The sequence below is a fragment of the Citrobacter sp. Cb004 genome, from assembly GCF_030337065.1.
Taxonomy (GTDB): domain Bacteria; phylum Pseudomonadota; class Gammaproteobacteria; order Enterobacterales; family Enterobacteriaceae; genus Citrobacter; species Citrobacter braakii.
The window spans coordinates 41,267-60,507 of the sequence record NZ_JAOWCH010000059.1; the positions used below are offsets into that span (position 1 = coordinate 41,267).

Annotated in this window: 17 protein-coding genes, 1 tRNA gene and 1 other RNA gene; 6 read left to right on the forward strand and 13 right to left on the reverse strand. The window is 53.7% G+C overall.

From position 1 onward, the window contains the following. Nucleotides 1–5: 5 nt before the first annotated feature. The 12 genes from OGV65_RS12560 to OGV65_RS12615 all read right to left on the reverse strand — a co-directional run bounded on the left by OGV65_RS12560 (nt 6) and on the right by OGV65_RS12615 (nt 12,045). A complete protein-coding gene (locus tag OGV65_RS12560; RefSeq protein ID WP_016154900.1) occupies nt 6–1,208 on the reverse strand; it encodes a sigma-54 interaction domain-containing protein in 1,203 nt (400 codons plus the stop codon). Between the two features lie 176 nt (nt 1,209–1,384). Continuing rightward, on the reverse strand, nt 1,385–2,389 hold the full coding sequence (gene dppF, locus OGV65_RS12565) for a dipeptide ABC transporter ATP-binding subunit DppF (RefSeq protein WP_003827418.1): 1,005 nt from the start codon (nt 2,387–2,389) through the stop codon (nt 1,385–1,387). Continuing rightward, nucleotides 2,386–3,369 carry a dipeptide ABC transporter ATP-binding protein gene (dppD, locus tag OGV65_RS12570; RefSeq protein ID WP_019078085.1) on the reverse strand — a complete coding sequence of 328 codons (984 nt, stop codon included), beginning with the start codon at nt 3,367–3,369 and terminating at the stop codon, nt 2,386–2,388. Before dppD ends, dppF begins: the two co-directional genes overlap by 4 nt. Nucleotides 3,370–3,379: 10 nt before the next feature. Next, entirely contained in the window at nt 3,380–4,282 is a 903-nt protein-coding gene (gene dppC / locus OGV65_RS12575) for a dipeptide ABC transporter permease DppC (RefSeq protein WP_016154902.1), read from the reverse strand. Nucleotides 4,283–4,291: 9 nt separating this feature from the next. Continuing rightward, nucleotides 4,292–5,311 (reverse strand): dipeptide ABC transporter permease DppB, encoded by a 1,020-nt coding sequence (dppB, locus tag OGV65_RS12580; RefSeq protein WP_016154903.1) that lies wholly within the window; start codon nt 5,309–5,311, stop codon nt 4,292–4,294. Nucleotides 5,312–5,472: 161 nt separating this feature from the next. Continuing rightward, the gene (gene dppA, locus OGV65_RS12585; RefSeq protein ID WP_016154904.1) at nt 5,473–7,080 is read right to left on the reverse strand and encodes a dipeptide ABC transporter periplasmic-binding protein DppA; all 1,608 of its coding nucleotides are present in this window, start codon (nt 7,078–7,080) and stop codon (nt 5,473–5,475) included. Next, nucleotides 6,995–7,231: a hypothetical protein gene (locus OGV65_RS12590; protein WP_137398959.1), complete on the reverse strand. Its 237-nt coding sequence runs from the start codon at nt 7,229–7,231 to the stop codon at nt 6,995–6,997. The genes dppA and OGV65_RS12590 overlap by 86 nt, the downstream gene beginning before the upstream one ends. Before the next feature lie 419 nt (nt 7,232–7,650). Continuing rightward, nucleotides 7,651–7,783: non-coding RNA, RtT sRNA (locus OGV65_RS12595), on the reverse strand. 33 nt (nt 7,784–7,816) lie between these two features. Further along, a tRNA-Pro gene (locus tag OGV65_RS12600) sits at nt 7,817–7,893 on the reverse strand. Between the two features lie 91 nt (nt 7,894–7,984). After that, the gene (gene eptB, locus OGV65_RS12605) at nt 7,985–9,679 is read right to left on the reverse strand and encodes a kdo(2)-lipid A phosphoethanolamine 7''-transferase (protein WP_016157716.1); all 1,695 of its coding nucleotides are present in this window, start codon (nt 9,677–9,679) and stop codon (nt 7,985–7,987) included. 210 nt (nt 9,680–9,889) lie between these two features. Next, complete coding sequence (locus tag OGV65_RS12610) at nt 9,890–11,092, reverse strand: L-lactate MFS transporter (protein ID WP_016154906.1); 1,203 nt, start codon at nt 11,090–11,092, stop codon at nt 9,890–9,892. A 251-nt stretch (nt 11,093–11,343) separates the two neighbouring features. Beyond that, entirely contained in the window at nt 11,344–12,045 is a 702-nt protein-coding gene (locus tag OGV65_RS12615) for an autotransporter outer membrane beta-barrel domain-containing protein (RefSeq protein ID WP_016157717.1), read from the reverse strand. A gap of 159 nt (nt 12,046–12,204) precedes the next feature. On the opposite strand from OGV65_RS12615, the gene tag reads away from it, so the two are divergent. Next, nucleotides 12,205–12,774, forward strand: a complete 570-nt coding sequence (gene tag, locus OGV65_RS12620; protein WP_286455013.1) for a DNA-3-methyladenine glycosylase I — start codon at nt 12,205–12,207, stop codon at nt 12,772–12,774. Further along, nucleotides 12,764–13,204 (forward strand): N-acetyltransferase, encoded by a 441-nt coding sequence (locus tag OGV65_RS12625; RefSeq protein WP_016157718.1) that lies wholly within the window; start codon nt 12,764–12,766, stop codon nt 13,202–13,204. The genes tag and OGV65_RS12625 overlap by 11 nt, the downstream gene beginning before the upstream one ends. Here the strand turns inward: OGV65_RS12625 and OGV65_RS12630 are convergent. Next, nucleotides 13,173–15,506, reverse strand: coding sequence for a molybdopterin guanine dinucleotide-containing S/N-oxide reductase (locus tag OGV65_RS12630; protein WP_286455014.1), 2,334 nt, complete (start codon nt 15,504–15,506; stop codon nt 13,173–13,175). The two genes, OGV65_RS12625 and OGV65_RS12630, sit on opposite strands and share 32 nt — an antisense overlap. Before the next feature lie 159 nt (nt 15,507–15,665). Here OGV65_RS12630 and OGV65_RS12635 point away from each other — a divergent pair, with 159 nt between their 5' ends. From OGV65_RS12635 to OGV65_RS12650, 4 genes are all read left to right on the forward strand, one after another. Beyond that, a complete protein-coding gene (locus OGV65_RS12635) occupies nt 15,666–16,328 on the forward strand; it encodes an OmpA family lipoprotein (protein ID WP_016157720.1) in 663 nt (220 codons plus the stop codon). 101 nt (nt 16,329–16,429) lie between these two features. After that, nucleotides 16,430–17,446 (forward strand): LacI family DNA-binding transcriptional regulator, encoded by a 1,017-nt coding sequence (locus OGV65_RS12640; RefSeq protein ID WP_005133828.1) that lies wholly within the window; start codon nt 16,430–16,432, stop codon nt 17,444–17,446. Between the two features lie 99 nt (nt 17,447–17,545). Continuing rightward, complete coding sequence (locus OGV65_RS12645) at nt 17,546–18,295, forward strand: sugar phosphate isomerase/epimerase family protein (protein ID WP_016154912.1); 750 nt, start codon at nt 17,546–17,548, stop codon at nt 18,293–18,295. Nucleotides 18,296–18,298: 3 nt separating this feature from the next. Then, the gene (locus tag OGV65_RS12650; RefSeq protein ID WP_046275780.1) at nt 18,299–19,237 is read left to right on the forward strand and encodes a sugar kinase; all 939 of its coding nucleotides are present in this window, start codon (nt 18,299–18,301) and stop codon (nt 19,235–19,237) included. The last annotated feature ends 4 nt before the right edge of the window (nt 19,238–19,241 follow it).

Here is a 19,241-nt window from a genome sequence, read left to right on the forward strand (position 1 = left end):
GGCGCTTAACTCACACTCTCCAGTTGATAGCTGCGAATTTTATTCAGTACCGTGGTATGTGACACCCCCAGCGCTTTAGCGATATGCCGCGACGACACATTCTCTTCCACCATCTGTTCAATAAGCTGGCGTTCAGCACACAAAACCTGTTCTTTAAAAGGACGCTCTGTCGGCGTCAGCTCAACGGCAGGCAAATTCACCATCCCTAATTCTTCCCGCGTAATGACGTCGGATTCCGCCATCAGCATCAGGCGAATGATGGTATTTTCCAGTTCGCGAACGTTTCCCGGCCAGGTGTGATGATGCAGGGCATCAAAGCAGGCTTTATCCAGAATGATCCGTCGTTGGAATTCCTTCGCGTATTTCTGCACAAAGTGGCGAATCAATAGGCTGATATCCTGCGGGCGCTCCCGCAGGGGCGGAATGGTCAGTGAAAGTACATTGATGCGGTAATAGAGATCGGCACGCAGCAGACGTTGTTCCACCATCTCTTCCAGATTGGCGTTGGTTGCCACAATAATGCGCACATTGACCGGAATAATTTGCGCCCCGCCAACGCGACGGATCCCGCCATCCTGAAGTACGCGCAGTAATTTAGCCTGTAAGCTCAGCGACATTTCACCAAATTCATCGAGAAAAAGGGTGCCTTTATCGGCCATTTCAAACAGCCCTTTTTTGCCTTTACAATCTGCACCGCTAAAAGCTCCTTTCTCATAGCCAAAGAATTCACTCTCCATCAACGACTCAGGTAGCGCAGAGCAGTTGACCGGAATAAACGGATAAAAACGTCGCTGCCCGGAATTATGGATAGCCCGGGCCAGCAGTTCTTTGCCAGTACCCGTATCGCCGCGGATCAAAACGGTATATTTGCTGTCGGCAATTTTTATCGCCTTTTCGATAAGCGAGTGCATGCTCTGGCTGCTACAAATAATGTCAGAGAAATAGCGCGGGCGTTCCGGCTCAGGCGTTGACAGTTCGCTTATCTCTTCACACAGGTAAGCGACGTTAATAATATCGGCGCGCCGGCCTAAACAGGATTGCACGCAGGAAATATCCTGTAACTGGCGGCACCAGGATTTAATCAGGATCCGTCCAGGCGTGACTTTCATAGAGATGATATTGATATCGCAGCAGGAAAATTCCTTCAGGACATCCTCAACCATCGACAGACGATCAATTGTTTTAATATCCCAGCGTATCGTGACCACATTTGCTCCTGACAGTTAGCAACTGCGAAATAGATATTTCTGTGACGAGAGGAAATCTGACTACATTTTAGACGCTGTGGAATAATGTTCTGCCAGAGGACTCACATTGTGGACGTAAAAACAAAATATAAAAAAACCGGAGCACAAGGCTCCGGTTATCAGGTCATAACCCACGTTTATTGCTGTGGATTTTCATCCTGGTCAACAGCGAAACAGGCCACGAGTTGTCCACCGTAATCCTTCAGCTGCGGCTGAAGCTGGGTACACGGACCAAAACGCCGACGGCAGCGGGCATTGAACGCACAGCCCGGCGGTGGATTCAGCGGGCTTGGCAGCTCACCGGTCAGCTTGATACGCTCGCGGCGATCGTCCGGGTTCAGGCGCGGCGTCGCAGAGAGCAGCGCCTGCGTATACGGATGACGCGGATTATTGAAGATCTGATCCTTCGTTCCTTTTTCCACGCAGCGGCCTAAATACATCACCATCACTTCATCGGCAATGTGCTCTACCACCGACAGGTCATGCGAGATAAAGACGTATGACAGCCCCAGTTCCTGCTGCAAGTCCATCATCAGGTTCAGCACCTGCGCACGAACAGAAACGTCCAGCGCCGAGACCGGTTCGTCGGCGATCACCACGTCTGGATCAAGCATCAGCCCGCGAGCGATGGCAATACGCTGACGCTGACCGCCGGAGAACATGTGCGGATAGCGGTCATAGTGCTCGGTTTTCAGCCCCACTTTCGCCATCATCGCCAGCGCTTTTTCACGACGCTCCTCTTTGCTTAGCGTGGAGTTGATCAGCAGCGGTTCTTCCAGAATCTGCCCTACTTTCTTGCGCGGGTTCAGGGAACCGTAAGGGTTCTGGAACACAATCTGGATTTTCTGCCGGCGCAGCTTCTGCGCCTGCGGGTCGTGCTTAAGCAGATCCTGCCCCTGGTAATACAGCTCGCCGCCGGTCGGGACTTCAATCATCGTCAGCAGGCGACCAAGGGTGGATTTCCCACAGCCCGACTCGCCTACCACCGCCAGCGTTTTGCCGCGTTCCAGCGTAAAGGAGACACCGTCCAGCGCTTTCACCAGGCGTTCCGGGGCGAACATCCCCTTCTTCACCGGGTAGTGTTTTTTCAGGTCAATTGCCTGCAACAGCGGCTGTGGCAAAGCGGCCTTTTGCGTACTCATAGCCCAGGCCTCCCGGCATCATCAAGTGGGTAGTGGCATTTCGACTGACGACCGCCTTCCAGCAGGTTCAGTTCAGGTTCTTCAGCGCGGCATTTGTCGGTCGCATAGGGGCAGCGCGGGTTCAGTAAACAACCGGTCGGGCGGTCATATTTACCTGGCACCACGCCCGGCAACGAAGCCAGACGCGCTTTATCCTGAGCGAACTCCGGCAACGCGCGCAGCAACGCCTGGGTATACGGATGACGCGGCGCGCGGAAAATATCCTGTGCGGCCCCGGTTTCCACGACCTGCCCGGCGTACATCACAATGATCTTGTGCGCCGCTTCAGCCACCAGCGCCAGGTCGTGCGTGATTAAGACCAGAGCCATGTTCTCTTTTTGCTGCAATTCCAGCAGTAGCTCGATGATCTGCGCCTGAATGGTCACATCCAGCGCCGTTGTCGGTTCGTCGGCAATCAACAGCTTTGGACGACAGGCAATCGCCATCGCGATCATCACGCGCTGGCTCATCCCACCAGACAACTGGTGCGGATAGACATCCAGACGCGAGGCCGGATCGGGGATCCCCACCAGCGTCAGCAGGTCAATCGCCCGCTGAATACGCGTTTTTTTGTTGCCGCCCTGGTGCACCTTAATGGCTTCCATAATCTGGTAGCCGACGGTGTAGCACGGGTTAAGGCTGGTCATCGGGTCCTGGAAGATCATCGCCACTTCCGCGCCCACTAACTGGCGACGCTCTTTCTCAGAGATGCGCTTCAGGTCACGGCCATTAAACTCCAGATTTTCGGCCATAACGCGGCCTGGGTAGTCAATCAGTCCCATAATCGCCAGCGAGCTGACGGACTTACCAGAGCCGGACTCCCCTACAATGCCAACCACTTCACCCTGGTTCACGCTGTAACTAATGCGGTCTACGGCACGGAATTCGGACCCCACATCGCCGAAGTGCACCGATAATTTATCTACATTTAATAACGCCATCTCGAACCTCTTACTGCTTCAGTTTGGGATCGAGCGCGTCACGCAGACCGTCACCCATCAGGTTAAATGCCAGCACCGTCAGCAGGATTGCCAGCCCCGGGAAGGTCACGACCCACCAGGCGCTTTGGGCAAATTGCAACACGTCAGAGAGCATGGTGCCCCATTCCGGCGTAGGCGGCTGTGCGCCCATCCCCAGGAAGCCGAGGGCAGCCATATCGAGAATGGCGTTAGAGAAGCCAAGCGACGCCTGAACAATCAGCGGCGCAAGACAGTTAGGAAGAATATTGACGAACATCTGGCGCATCGCACCGGCTCCGGCCACGCGGGATGCGGTAACGTAGTCGCGGTTAACCTCCACCAGGACGGCGGCGCGCGTCAAACGCACATAGTGCGGCAATGCCACGAACGTCAGCGCCAGCGCGGCGTTGCCAATCGAGGGCCCAAATACCGCCACCAGCACCAGCGCCAGTAACAGGCTCGGCAGTGCCAGCATGATATCGACCACACGCATGATGACGTTATCGACAATCCCGCCAAAGTAACCGGCAATCAGCCCGAGAATCACGCCCATCAGCAGGGAGAGCACCACCACCAGACAGCCGACCAACAGAGACAAACGCGCACCGTACATCAGGCGGGACAGCACATCGCGGCCCACATCATCAGTACCAAACAGATGCGCCATGGTACCGCCTTCCTGCCACGCAGGAGGAGCCAGCAGCGTATCGCGGAACTGCTCTGCCGGGTTGTACGGCGCGAGGACGTTGGCAAAGACCGCAATCAGGATCATCACTACAACGTACACCAACCCAACAACCGCACCTTTGTTGCGTTTAAAATAGTGCCAGAACTCCTGCAGCGGGGTCATGGGCACCGGTGCAGCAATAACTTTATTTTCAGTAACCTGTGACATGATGGCCCCTTACTTCCTATGCCGAATACGCGGGTTCACCACGCCGTACAGCAGGTCTACCAGCAGGTTGACGAGGATAATCATCGTCGCGACCAGCAGTACCCCGCCCTGTACCACTGGATAATCACGGCGTTGTAGCGCATCGATCAACCAGCGTCCCAGTCCCGGCCACGAGAAAATAGTCTCGGTCAGGATTGCCCCAGCCAATAACGTACCGACCTGCAGGCCGATAACGGTCACAACGGGCAGCATCGCGTTACGCAGAGCGTGAATGATGATGACGCGCATACGGGTCAGGCCTTTGGCGCGTGCGGTACGAATGTAATCTTCACCCAGTACTTCCAGCATTGATGAACGAGTCATACGCACAATTACCGCCAGAGGAATGGTGCCAAGCACCATTGCCGGCAGGATCATATGCGCCAGCGCATCGATAAAGTTGCCCTCTTCACCCCAAATGGCGGTGTCAATCAGCATAAAACCGGTCAGGGGATTGGAATCATCAAGGAACACCATGTCGCTCACCCGACCGGAAACTGGCGTCAGGTTCCACTGCACGGAAACCAGCATGATCAGCATCATGCCCCACCAGAAAATCGGCATGGAGTAACCCGTCAGCGCCAGGCCAACGGCAGTGTGATCGAAAATGGAGCCGCGCTTAACGGCAGCAAGTACACCCACCGGAATACCCACCGCAACGGCGAAAATCATCGCGCAGACGCCAAGTTCCAGCGTTGCTTTAAAGCGAGGAACGAACTCTTCCCACACCGGTAATCGGCTTTTCAGCGAGATACCTAAATCACCATGCATAACCCCCCAGATATAATGGAGGTACTGCTGCCACATCGGTTTATCCAGACCGAGTTCAGCCAACAGTTGAGCATGACGCTCAGGGGAAATTCCACGCTCACCCGCCATGATCATTACCGGATCGCCGGGGATCATATGAACGAAAGCAAAGGTGAGAAGAGTGATACCGATAAACGTGGGGATGACGAGTCCCAAACGTCGGAGAATGAACTGCAACATAACCCGGATTCTCTCTAATGACGCACGGCCTGGAACCGTGAATCTGTATTGCTCACAAATCTTATCTCCCCCTCCAGCGAGAGGGAGATAAAGCATTACTGTCAGGTGGCGCTACGGTGACCCGACTTAACGGTCCGTAGCGCTGCCTGGCTTGCTTTTAATTATTCGACAGAGACGTTTTCGAAGTGATGTTTGCCTAATGGATCAACCACATAGCCTTTCACTTCTTTACGCACTGGTTCATACACGGTGGAGTGAGCAACAATCAGAGCCGGGGCCTGATCGTGCATAACAACCTGAGCTTGCTTGTACAGTTCAATACGTTTGTTGTGATCGTCGGTCGCACGCGCCGGCTGGATCAGATCTTCAAACGGCTTGTAGCACCAGCGAGAGTAGTTGGAACCGTCTTTCGCTGCCGCACAGCTGAACAGGGTGGCGAAGAAGTTGTCCGGATCCCCATTGTCACCGGTCCAACCCATCATCACCGCCTGATGCTCACCCGCTTTGGCGCGTTTCAGATATTCGCCCCACTCGTAGGTCACAATCTTGGCCTGAACGCCAATTTTCGCCCAGTCAGCCTGAACCATTTCCGCCATACGGCGGGCGTTCGGGTTGTAAGGACGCTGTACCGGCATGGCCCACAGCTCAACGGTAAAGCCTTTATCCTGACCCGCTTCCTTCAGCAGCGCTTTAGCCTTTTCAGGATCGTAGGTGTAGTCTTTAACGTCGTCGTTATAGCCCCACATGGTCGGTGGGATCAGGTTTTTCGCGGCAACGCCAGCGCCCTGATATACCGCTTTAATGATGGCTTCTTTGTTCACCGCGTAGGTCAGCGCCTGACGGACTTTCACGTCATCAAACGGTTTCTTCTCGGTGTTGAAAGAGAGGTAGCCAACGTTCAGACCGGCCTGCTCCATCAGGTTAATGTTTTTATCCTGCTTCATGCGCGCGATATCTGCCGGGTTCGGGTACGGCATCACCTGGCACTCGTTCTTCTGCAGTTTGGCGTAACGCACGGAAGCGTCAGGCGTAATGGAGAAGACCAGACGGTCAATCTGTGGCTTGGTGCCCCAGTAACCTTCGAATGCTTTATACAGAATACGGGAGTCTTTCTGGTACTGCTGCAGCTGGAACGGACCGGTCCCAATTGGGTTCAGATCCACTTTCTCCGGGGAACCGGCTTTCAGCATGTTGTCTGCATATTCTTTGGAAAGAATAGAAGCGAAGTCCATCGCCAGGTCAGCCAGGAAAGGCGCTTCCGGGCGAGTCAGCACGAACTGAACTGTTTTATCGTCCACTTTTTTCACTTCGGAGATCAGATCTGGCAGACCCATCCCTTCGAAGTATTCATAGCTACCGCCAGAGACTTTGTGGTACGGGTTTTGGGCATTTTTCTGACGATCGAAAGAGAACACCACGTCATCGGCGTTTAAATCGCGCGTCGGTTTGAAATCTTTGTTGTCCTGCCACTTCACGCCCTGGCGCAGGTGGAAGGTATAGGTTTTACCGTCTTCGCTGATTTCCCACTTCTCAGCAAGGCCCGGGATCACTTCAGTTGTACCGGTTTTGAACTCGACCAGGCGGTTATAGATCGGTACGGAGCTGGCATCATAGGTCGTGCCAGAGGTGAAAAGCTGTGGGTTAAAGCCTTCAGGAGATCCTTCTGAACAATAAACCAGAGTTTTAGCCTGTACGCTTGCGGCGCAGGTCATAGCCACCAGGCTCAGACCAAGCTTCAGCATCCCTGACTTCTTCAAGGAAATACTCATTCTTCTGCTCCAAATGTGATGTTTGTTGTTTTACCCTTTGCAGTGGGTTTGCACCGCCTGGCCTTTTTTGTTTTTTACCCGGCCGGGTCGGCGTTAAGAGGATAGGGATTCCGTTCACATAAGCGACTGAGTTGCAGTGCGGATTCTCCATGAAATGCCCCTCATGCCCTACAATCTGTCAACAGAATGTGAAAACGTCAATACAGGTAACCGTGATTTACACCAACGGTGAGAATTCGCAAACAAAGATTAAAAAAAGTGCAGAAGGACATTTTCAGCAGGGAAATTTGTGCTACGCGCACTATGCCAGAATAAACATCTTAATATTTCGCAACATTTGGTGATTAACATTTATGCAAATTATTAAAACTTTCTAAATTAATGCTGCATATCTGAGCGATTAATGCCATGAACGCTAAAGCGCACAGCGGAAAATGCCAGGTTCAGCCATAAGTAGCGCAAAAAAAGTTTCAAGCAAATATAAAAAAAGGCAATGGAATATGTCACAGAATCGTTAACAGTCAGTGGGAAGTGGTGCACAATTTTTGCAGATAAAAGGAAGGTCAATTTTGGTCGGTGATAGAGGATTACTCGCCACTGACGTGGCTCGCCCTACGGGCCGTTGCTAACGCAACGTTCTCTCGCTGCGCTCGAGTCGAACCTCTTCCCCCGGAGGTTCTCATCCTCGTGGGTTTCAAATGCAAAAAACCCTGCTCGTTGAGCAGGGTTTTGAATTTGGTCGGTGATAGAGGATTCGAACCTCCGACCCCTTCGTCCCGAACGAAGTGCGCTACCAGGCTGCGCCAATCACCGAATGCGGGGCGCATCTTACTGCTCAGCCGCGCCCCCGTCAATCCCTTAGTATCAAAATGCCATTTGATCGGCGAGAAAGTCAGCAGCCCAATTACTGAGCCGTAACCTTCTTCGCGTCCGGGATACGGCACCAGTTGTTATTCTCGTTAATACCGCCATTTGGCGAGGTATAACCGAGGCAACCCAAAATAGTGTCGTACAGTTCCACATGACGACGCGGCACCTTCATATCCGCTTCTTGCTTCAGGTGTGCAAACGCCTTCGCATGGTCTGGGTCTTCCAGATATTTGTCTGACATCCACACCAGCATTGGAACGCGGAACTGCTCTGGCGGAGCCATTTTACGCGGCGTACCGTGCAGGTGCTCACGCTCGTTAATCGACTCACCGTGATCGGCGGCGTAGAACACTATCGCTTTCTTATCCCGCAGTTGATCAAACACTTTGGTAATAAAGTGATCAACATAGGTTACCGAGTTATCAAAAGAGTTAATCATCTCGGCTTTCGAGCAACCGCTATCCACATTGACACACTCCGGCTTCCACTGCGCATATTCGCGGGTGTAGCGCTGCGTGTAGTTAAAATGCGAACCTTTGGTATGCAGAATAATCAGACGTTTGCCATCATCATCCGTCGGTTGCAGAGACTGCTGCATTTCGGTAATCAACAGCATATCGTCAACGTTCTTGCCACGGTTACGCGGCTCTGCGCCAATCTGCTCTCGGTAAGCGATGTTCTCCGCCATGGTATTGCTGTAGAACCACATCTCGCTTTGCATCGCGTAGAGGTCTGTCTTGAACCCTAACTGACCGAGCACGGAAAAGACGTTTTGTTCTTTCAGGGTACGCTGCGGGTTTTCTTCCGCCCCACCTTCACGCACAAACATACAGCGCAGCGAAAGTTTGGTCGCCGTGTCACAGGAATATCCACGGAACGCGGCCAGGTTTTTCTCCTGGGCGAGCCTTGGCGTGGTATTTCGCTCATAGCCAAAAATCCCCATATGGTCCCAGCGAGTGGTTTCGCCGATAATAAAGACCACATAGGTATCGTCGAGGTTCTTAGGCTCAACATAGGTAAATTTCTTCGCCGGGTTCATCAGCGATTTGTTGTCTGAGGATTCATCCACCTGTGCCCAGGCGTACAGACCCAGCGCAGAGAGCCAGTTTGACGGCAAGTAAGAGTTTGCCACAACCCCGCCATAGCTGGGTAAATCGATACCTGTTTCTCGCTCTACGCTTCTCTGTTGCATGCTCAGCAGGCGAATCGGCGCCCATACCATCAGGCCGGCCAGTAAAACTACCGCTACGCTACGCCACCTCATGCCCGGTGTACGAATTTGTCTCATCAACGTGTAGCGGCAGCGGTTACTCCAAATCAGCACCAAGGGAATAATACTGACCGAAACCAGCCACACGATGAAATGCCAGCCGACGACTTCTTTCGATAAATCAATATCCGTGGTCATTACGGAGGCGATAATACCGTAACCAATTACCACGTTCAGGAAGGTCATATAATAACTGGCGCCGGCAGAACACAGCACCAAACAGGTTGCCAGGACACGCCAGGCGCGGCGGCCAAACAAAGAGAGAAGGCGTAGTAAAAAGAAGGTCACCAGCACAGTGCCGGCCAATTCAACAACCGCGGAGAGTCCTTTCCAGACGGTAAAATCGTGCGCATATCCGCTAAAGCGACGGAAAAATACAGCACAGTTCATAAACAAACCGATATAGATTGCCAGCAAGAAACTGAGTTTCTGCTGCGTCATCGACTTAATGTATCTCATGCAAACAAACCCTGGAAATCGGGATAAAAAACCCTGAGCAGCGATCAATCAGACCTGACAGAGGAAAAATGCGACAACAGCAGAGGTGAAATGTCTACGGGCGCGGGTAAGTAGACCACAGGAGGGAGCAAAAGTGCTTATAGAGAATGAAAATGGCGCATAAATTTTTGTAAATATATGCGCCAGGTATTAATCATACTACTAATAGATTTAGGCGTGCGCCTCGGTATAGACGCTACGTTGTGGCTGACGAATAGTGGTAGAAAGCGCCAGCGAAATGATTAACAGCGCAAAGATAACGCAGAAGGTCACATAGAACCCGCCAAACAGCGAGGCGATAATGGAACCGCAAATGCTACCGATACCGAAGCCCAGGTAAATAACACCGTAGTTTTTAGCCAGGTTATTCAGACCGAAGAACTCGCTGACCAGTGACGGGAATACGGTGATGGTGCCGCCAAAGTTAAATGCGACACAGGCAATTGCCATAAAGAAGGTTACGTCATTCAGCGGCGCGAACAACAGTGCAGCCATACCGACCAGCGAAACGACCTGACCAATGGTGATCACGCGAATACGGGAGATTTTATCGGACAGAATCCCCAGCACCAGACGACCCGACAGGTTCGCGATAGAAATGACGGTAACCGCATTCGCCGCCGTCGCCACATCCATATGCGCCAGGCTTTGTGCGATATCTTTCGCCACGCCAATGACGTACAGACCGCTCATACACGCCGTCAGGAACATGACTGCCAGCATCCAGTACTGCGGTTTGCGCATGGACTGCGCCAGGGTGTAGTCGTTCTCAACCACGCCATTCTTCGCTTTCACTTCCTGATTCGGCGCATCTTTCATCAGCGTGGAGCCAAAGACGATCATCACCAGTACGATCGCGCCCCAAATCATGAAGGTTTTTTCCAAGCCCACGGTGCTCAGCAGTTGGCTGTCGATAAATTTAAAACCGAGGCTGCCAAGGCCATAAGAACCGATGGCAAAGGCGGAAATCAGCCCTTTACGCTCAGGGAACCATTTTACGCAGTTGGAAAGCGTTAACAGGTAACCTGCGCCATCCGCCAGACCAACCAGCACACCAGCGCTCAGCCACAGCATAATCAGGCTGTTGGAATGGGCGGTTAAGAAGAAACCGACGCCGAGTAAAATACCGGAGGCCATGGTGACGCGTTTCACGCCAAAACGTTCCTGCAGCTTGCCGGCAACGGAAGAGGAAATCGCCAGCCCGAGGCTCAGCAGGCCAAAAGAAAATGCCACCTGACTGACCGGCGCATCGAGCTTAGAAGAGAGCGCGCCATTAAACAGGCTCCAGGTATAAACAGAACCTAAAGCAAATTGGGTAATAATCGTGCCGATCAGTGTTAGCCAGCGAGTACGCTGATAATCAGAAGTTTTCATGGCAGTCTTCCTGCATAAGCAAAATGGGAAATTCTCTGCCAACAACCATACCGAAGCGCTTTTATGGCCAGGAGAAAACGGCATGAAATGCCGCCAGGACGGAATGAAATGCCTGGAATGCGGAATGAATGACGAGACAAAAAGTCGGGTTACTGAATTTTATCGTAAGAGTTAGTACACGCTATCGCTGAGGGGCGTGTGATTGCTGTTCTCAATATGTAACGGAGATGTTTAGCTGATGATTTTTTGCGTTAAAATTTAGCACTCACTCCCATGGTGTACATATAGTCGCTGTTATTGGCGCTATTTTCCGCCTGCGAAAGCGCCGCGTAAGCCGCCATGTGCCGGTTCAACAGCATATCTGCGCCAACGGTAACATCCAGCCAGTTGCCGTCTTGACCCGCCGCCGTCATGCGACTGAGGCCCGACTGCGCTTTCCAGATATTCTCGCCAAACTGCTGGTTATAGCTGATTTGCGCCCACGGTCGCACATCACCGAACTGAGAATTGACTCGCCAGCCTAACGTGCTGACGCTAGCATGCCACAGCGGATCGTTCTGCGTTACCGACGTCACGCTATCGCCAAATTCGTTGTAAGTAGACGTGGTCGAACCGTCATAATGCAGCGCGGCCACCGGACCGGTCATCACCTGCCTTGAAAGCGGAAAGTTCCAGCCCATACTCATGCCGCTGGTCGCATCCATAGGCGTTTCATCCGCCAGATTCACCACGGGACCCGCCACGTTTTGAGTGGAGCGAATACGTTCTTCCAGAATGTCGTTATAACGTGGTTGGTGATCGCTGTCCCATGTATAACGTTCAGCCGTATGCCCTGACATCGCATCAACGATATATTCTTGTTGCCAGCCATATGCTGTATTGATGAACAGCGCACAAACTACGACGCTCGCCAGAGTTAACCTTTGGCGACCACTACTGTTTCTTATAATCATCAACGCGACTCCAGAAAAGAGCCGAATTCGGCGATATTATTGTCATTGTGTGAAGGATATCGGGCCCATCAGGCCCTGTATTAAATATTGTCTTTTTAGCTGGCGCGTCAAGGCGGGCCGAATGAAATTTTTACGCCAGTAAAAACAGCGAGGAAGAATATGCAGCGTTGCGGATGGGTCAGTCAGGACCCACTTTACATTGCCTACCACGACAAGGAATGGGGTGTCCCCGAAACAGATGGCAACAAGCTGTTCGAAATGATCTGTCTGGAAGGCCAACAGGCCGGTTTATCGTGGATCACTGTGCTTAAGAAACGGGAAAATTATCGCCACGCCTTCCACTATTTTGACCCGGCAAAAGTGGCGGCCATGACCGAAGAGGATGTGGAAAGACTGGTACTGGATGCCGGCATTATTCGCCATCGAGGAAAAATTCAGGCCATTATAGGCAACGCTCGCGCCTTTCTGACCATGGCGCAAAACGGAGAATCGTTTAGCGAGTTCGTCTGGTCGTTTGTTGATAACCAACCGCAACTGACCCGCGCCGCCAACCTGAGCGATATCCCCACCTCTACACCGGCGTCAGATGCACTGTCTAAAGCGTTAAAAAAACGCGGATTTAAGTTTGTCGGCACCACCATCTGTTACTCCTTTATGCAGGCATGCGGCTTGGTCAATGACCATGTCACCAGCTGTATCTGTTACCCGGGAGAACAACATGATTCGTGAATCAAAGGCTGACGATCTACCGTCGATTCTGGCGCTGTGGATGGAAAGCACGATCCATGCCCATCCGTTTATCGAAGAACGCTACTGGCGCGAAAGTGAATCCATCGTGCGGGATGTTTATCTGCCAGCCGCACAAACCTGGGTATGGGAAGAAGAAGGGGTGCTCAAAGGCTTTGCCAGCGTCATTGACGACCGTTTTCTCGGCGCGCTGTTCGTCGCGCCTGCCGCCATCAGAAGCGGGATCGGCAAAGCGCTGGTGCAGCATGTGCAGCAGCGCTTTTCGTTACTCAGCCTCGAGGTCTACCAGAAGAATCAATCAGCGGTGAACTTCTACCATGCGCTGGGTTTTCGCATTGAAGATGGCGCATGGCAGGAAGAGACTCACCATCCCACGTGGATTATGGGTTGGCAGGCGGATCAAACGCCGTAAGCGTCAACGTTGGTCCGCTGTATTTTTCGAGCCACGCCAGCGCAGTGTTGCCCGCACAGCCATTCCCCAGCTTCGAGCTGGGGAGATCTTTGGTCAGCACGTTGACGGCGCCATTTTTACAAATACCGTTGGCGGCGAGATCCAAATCAGGCCAGGCGCCCTCATGAATACAGATGACACCAGGTTTAATTCCCGTCGTCACGACCGCTCCCGCCAGAACGTGCCCACGCTGGTTCCACACCCTGACCGTGTCGCCATCCGCAATACCGCGCGCTTTGGCATCCTGCGGATGAATCGTGACGGGCTCACGATCCGCTACCGCATATTGTTCGCGCAACGCGCTGTAATTTAGCTGACTGTGCAAACGGTGCGCCGGATGGGCGGAAAGCAGCTGTAACTGGCCCGGCTCGGCGTTACCGAACCACTCATCCGGCTCCAGCCACATCGGATGCCCCGCACAGTCCGCGTAACCGTAACTGGCAATCCTCGCGGAGTAGATTTCAATTTTACCGCTGTCCGTTTTCAGCGGATGCGCCTGTGGGTTGCGGCGAAAATCCGCGAAACGGATAAACTGCGCGCTGGCGGCATTTTCCGGCATTTCGATCAGCGCATTCCGCTGCCAAAACTCGGTGAATGGCGGCAACGTCACCTGCTGGCTAGCCCCACGCTGCCCGGCAATGTTGTAAAAAGTCTCCAGCCATTCCAGCTCGCTTTTGCCTTCAGTAAATCGCTCATATCCGCCCTTCTCCCAGCGTTCACTCAGCTCGGCAAAGACATCAAAATCATTTCGCGCTTCATCCTGCGGCGATACAACCTGCTTCATCGGCACCAGATGCTGGTTGCTGTAATCGCCAGTCATGGTCAAATCATTACGCTCAAAAGACGTCGTTGCCGGCAGCACGATATCGGCATGCTTCGCTGCGGCTGTCCAGAAACACTCTGAGATAACCACCAGCTCCGGTTTTTGCCAGGCGCGAATCAGACGGTTGGTGTCCTGATGATGGGTGAAGTTAGCGCCGCCTGCCCACCAAAGCATACGGATGTCCGGGAAATGGCGGTCCATACCGTTGTGCTGATAAAAACCACCCGGGTTCTCCAGCGCTTCAACAATTCGCGCCACCGGGATTTTATCCACCGCGTCGGTGCCGTTTTTAACGCTGCCCTGCATTGAAGCCAGCACCGCAGCACGGCGCGTTGGGTTGCCGCCGTTGGCAAAATGATACGACAGCCCAAAGCCGCCGCCAGGCGTCCCGATTTGCCCGAGCATGGCAGCCAGCGTGACAATCATCCAGTGTTTCTGCTCGCCATACTGCTGGCGTTGCATACCCCACCCCGCCATCAGCATGGTGGTGTTTTGGTGAAATATAGCCGCAAGTTCACGTATTTTCGCCGCCGGAACACCACAAATTTCAGCGGCCCATTCTGCCGTTTTTGCAACATCGTCAGATTTGCCCAGCAGATAGTCGGCAAAACGGTCATATCCGGTCGTACACCGGGTGAGAAAGTCCGCGTCGTGCCAGCCGTTTTCCACCAGCGTATGCGCGATACCCAGCATCAGCGCCACGTCGGTCCCCATATGCGGAGCGATCCATTCCATCTTCTCGCCAAAGAAATCGACGCTTTCCGATCGCATCGGATCGATACAGATCAACCGCTTCCCGCTGCCACGCAGTGCTTCAAAGTAAGCGAGGCCCTGCTCGTCGGAGGCGTTCCAGGCAATTTTCAGGGTATTCAGCGGATTGGCGCTCCATAACACCACCACTTCGCTGTTCTCCAGCACCACCGGCCAACTGGTCTGCTGCTGGTAAACTTCGTTACCGCCCACCACGTACGGCATGATGGCCTGCGCAGCGCCCGTCGAGTAATCCCCCAGATGCCCGGTATAACCACCCGCCAGCGCCATATAACGCTGTAACAGGGTTGCGGCTTTGTGTAACACGCCGTTGGAACGCCAGCCGTAGGAACCGGCAAAAATCGAGGCCGGCCCGTAGCTGTCACGGATGCGTTTATGCTGCGTATGGATAAGATTCAGCGCGTCGTCCCAACTGACACGAACAAATTCATCTTGCCCGCGCACCCCCTGCGGATTCTCCGGCGAGGCGAGAAAGCCTTTACGCACCATGGGAAAACGTACCCGCGTTTTACTGTGTACCTGGTCGCGCACCACGGTTTGCAAAGAGTTGGGATGGGCGGTGGGCAGCGCGCCGCGAGAGGAGAAAACCGTCTCGCCATCGGTTTCGACGAGAATAGGTCCCCAGTGGGCGGCGGTTAACACCGAGTAATGTGCGGGTGAATTAGCCAAGATGGCGCTCCTGAATGCGATGTGACGGCTTATTTATTATGCCGTTCAATGTTACTTACAAATTTCAGAGTCTTCCCTGGAATTTTCTTCATGTTCACACGTCATAATCAACCGCCACGGTCGCTGTGGCAAAGAAGAAAAAGTCATTAAGGAATTAAGATGAAGAAACGTGTTTTTGTTATTGCTGCCATCGTGAGCGGCGCCCTGGCGGTTTCTGGCTGCACAACAAACCCTTACACCGGCGAACGCGAAGCGGGTAAATCCGGCATTGGCGCGGGTATTGGCTCTCTGGTCGGCGCGGGTATTGGCGCACTCTCTTCTTCGAAGAAAGATCGCGGCAAAGGCGCGCTGATTGGTGCGGCGGCTGGCGCGGCCGTTGGCGGCGGTGTCGGCTATTACATGGACGTGCAGGAAGCAAAACTGCGCGACAAAATGCAAGGGACGGGCGTCAGCGTGACGCGCAGTGGCGATAACATCATCCTGAATATGCCAAATAACGTCACCTTCGACAGCAACAGCAGCAACCTGAAACCTGCGGGTGCCAACACCCTGACCGGCGTGGCAATGGTACTGAAAGAGTACAATAAAACCGCCGTCAACGTGCTCGGCTTCACCGACAGCACCGGCAGTCAGGATCTGAATATGCGCCTGTCGCAGCAGCGCGCGGACTCCGTGGCCAGCGCCTTAATCACTCAAGGCGTCGCCGCTAACCGTATCCGCACTCAGGGTATGGGCCCGGCAAATCCGATCGCCAGCAACAGCACGGCGGAAGGTAAAGCGCAAAACCGCCGCGTAGAGATCACCTTAAGCCCGCTCCAGTAACGTTTTGTGCCGGATAATGGCAGCGTCTTATCCGGCATGAAGCACTTGCCATCGTTGATTTTCGCGTTAAGGTGTTGTCACCAAATTTAGGGAAATCAGCGATGAGCAAATCAACACGGGCAACCATCAGCGATGTGGCGAAAGCCGCAAAAACCGGCAAGACCAGCATTTCACGCTACCTCAACGGTGAAAAGCACCTGCTTTCCGACGCGCTACTGGCCCGCATTGAACAAGCCATTGCCGATCTCGACTACCGTCCCAGCCTGATGGCAAGAGGCCTGAAACACGGTCGTACCCGTCTGATTGGTCTGATCATCGCCGATATTACTAATCCCTACTCCGTCAACGTGTTAAGCGGTATTGAAGCCGCCTGTCGCGATAAGGGCTTTACCCCGCTGGTGTGTAACACCAACAACGAAGTGGATCAGGAGCTGCATTATCTCGACCTGCTGCGCAGCTACCAGGTCGAAGGGATTGTGGTCAACGCCGTTGGAATGCGCGAAGAGGGGCTGAACCGCCTGCAACAGTCTGCGCTACCGATGGTACTGATTGACCGTAAAATCCCCGATTTCGCCTGTGATATGGTCGGGCTGGATAACACCCAGGCGGCAACGGTTGCCACTGAACATCTGGTCGAGCAAGGCTTTGAAGCCATCCTGTTCCTCAGCGAACCGCTGGGCATGGTGAATACCCGCCGCGAACGCCTGAGCGCTTTTCGCGCCACGCTCGCACAGTACCCCGGCGTTATCGCGCAAAATGCCGAAGTCCCGCTAACGGACAATACGCAACTGGATGACACGCTGCGCCAGTTTCACCAGCAGCATCGGGGGATGCGCAAAGCCGTTATCTCTGCCAACGGCGCTCTCACGCTGCAGGTTGCCCGCGCCCTGAAACGCATTGGCCTTAACTGGGGCAGCGATATCGGCCTGCTCGGTTTTGACGAACTGGAATGGGCGGAGCTGGCGGGCGTCGGTATCACCACGTTGAAACAACCCACATGGCAGATTGGCTACACCGCCGTTGAGCAGGTTGTACGCCGAATTGATGGCGGCTCTGCTGCCATTCAGGAACAGGTATTCTCCGGCGAGCTGATCGTGCGCGGCTCAACCGCCCGTTAAATTTCCTTCGTGATGGTGATCATAAATTCGACATCATGAGCTTTTCTTTGGAACCGGTTCCATCTAGCGTTATAACAAGAATGCTAGTCTGGAGTTTCCATGAAAAGAAAAATTATGGTGGTTACCGCCGCCTACGGCTACGACCAGGTGCGGGCCGCAGGCGGGCAAACGGCAATGTTGCCCATCATTGCCGAAGCCGGTGCTGACGGCGTCGAAATCCGCCGCGAGTTATTAACCGACGCCGAGCTGAAAACGCTGTCCACAATGGCCTCTGCAATCGAACTCTTCGGCCTGCTGGCCTGTTATTCAGCGCCTGAACCGTTATTCCTTGAGGATGGGAACCTGAATCCCCGACTTCCGCAGCTCCTCGAAGAAGCGCAGGCCCTACAGGCGCTGTGGTTAAAAGTCTCTCTCGGTCATTTTTCCCATACCGAACAGTTCGACGATTTACGTGAATGGCTGGACAACAGCGGCATGGAGCTGGTTGTGGAAAACGATCAGACCGCCTGCGGACGCCTGCAGCCGATGCAACGTTTTAATGAAGCCTGTCAGACGCAAAACCTGCCGATATCTCTGACTTTCGATATGGGCAACTGGCTGTGGGTTGGCGACTCCCCGGAACAGGCCGCGCAGAACCTGGCGCCAACCGTCGGATATATCCATGTCAAAGCCGCAGTTACGCATCGCGATAGCTACCGTGCCGTACCGCCTGATGAAGCAGATTCACGCTGGCTGGCGCTGTTAAAAACGCTGCCCAACGATGTTCCGCGCGGTATTGAGTTCCCCCTGGAAGGGCAGGATTTGACGGCGGTTACCCGCCACTACGTCGAGCTGTTACGCGAGGAGTAACACATGAAAAATTCACTGGATGCGGTCACTATTGGTGAAGCGATGGCGATGTTTGTCGCCACGCAAACCGGCGAACTCACGGATGTAGAGCAGTTTATCAAGCGCGTTGCAGGCGCTGAACTCAACGTGGCGACCGGTCTTGCTCGTCTGGGCCTGAAGGTCGGCTGGGTGAGCCGCGTAGGCAACGACAGTTTTGGTCGTTTTATCGTTAAGTCGCTGGAAAAAGAAGGGATAGATGCGCAGGGAGTTACCCAGGACGGGCGTTACGCTACCGGCTTTCAGTTGAAATCTAAGGTCGAAAATGGAACCGATCCCATTGTGGAGTATTTCCGCAAAGGGTCCGCCGCCAGCCACCTCAGCGTTGAGGATTATCACGAGGACTATTTCGCCAGCGCGCGCCACTTGCACCTGAGCGGCGTGGCGGCAGCGCTTTCTGCCAGCTCCTATGAACTACTGGCGCACACCGCCCGCACACTGAAAGCCCAGGGGAAGACCATCTCGTTCGACCCAAATTTGCGTCCGGTACTGTGGAAAAGCGAAGCCGAAATGGTGGAAAAACTGAACCGGCTGGCATTCCAGGCTGACTGGGTTTTACCTGGATTAAAAGAGGGGATGATTTTAACCGGCCAACAGACGCCTGAAGCCATCGCCGACTTTTATCTGCGTCACGGAGTGAAGGCCGTGATCATCAAAACCGGGGCTGATGGTGCCTGGTACAAAACAGCCAGCGGTGAACAAGGTTGCGTTGCACCGGTAAAAGTCGACAACGTGGTCGATACGGTCGGCGCAGGCGATGGCTTTGCCGTGGGCGTTATCAGTGCCCTGCTGGAAGGCCGTTCGCTGCATCAGGCGGTGACCCGCGGCAATAAAATCGGCGCACTGGCCATTCAGGTTCAGGGCGACAGCGAAGGATTACCCACACGTGAACAATTAGGGGAATAAACTC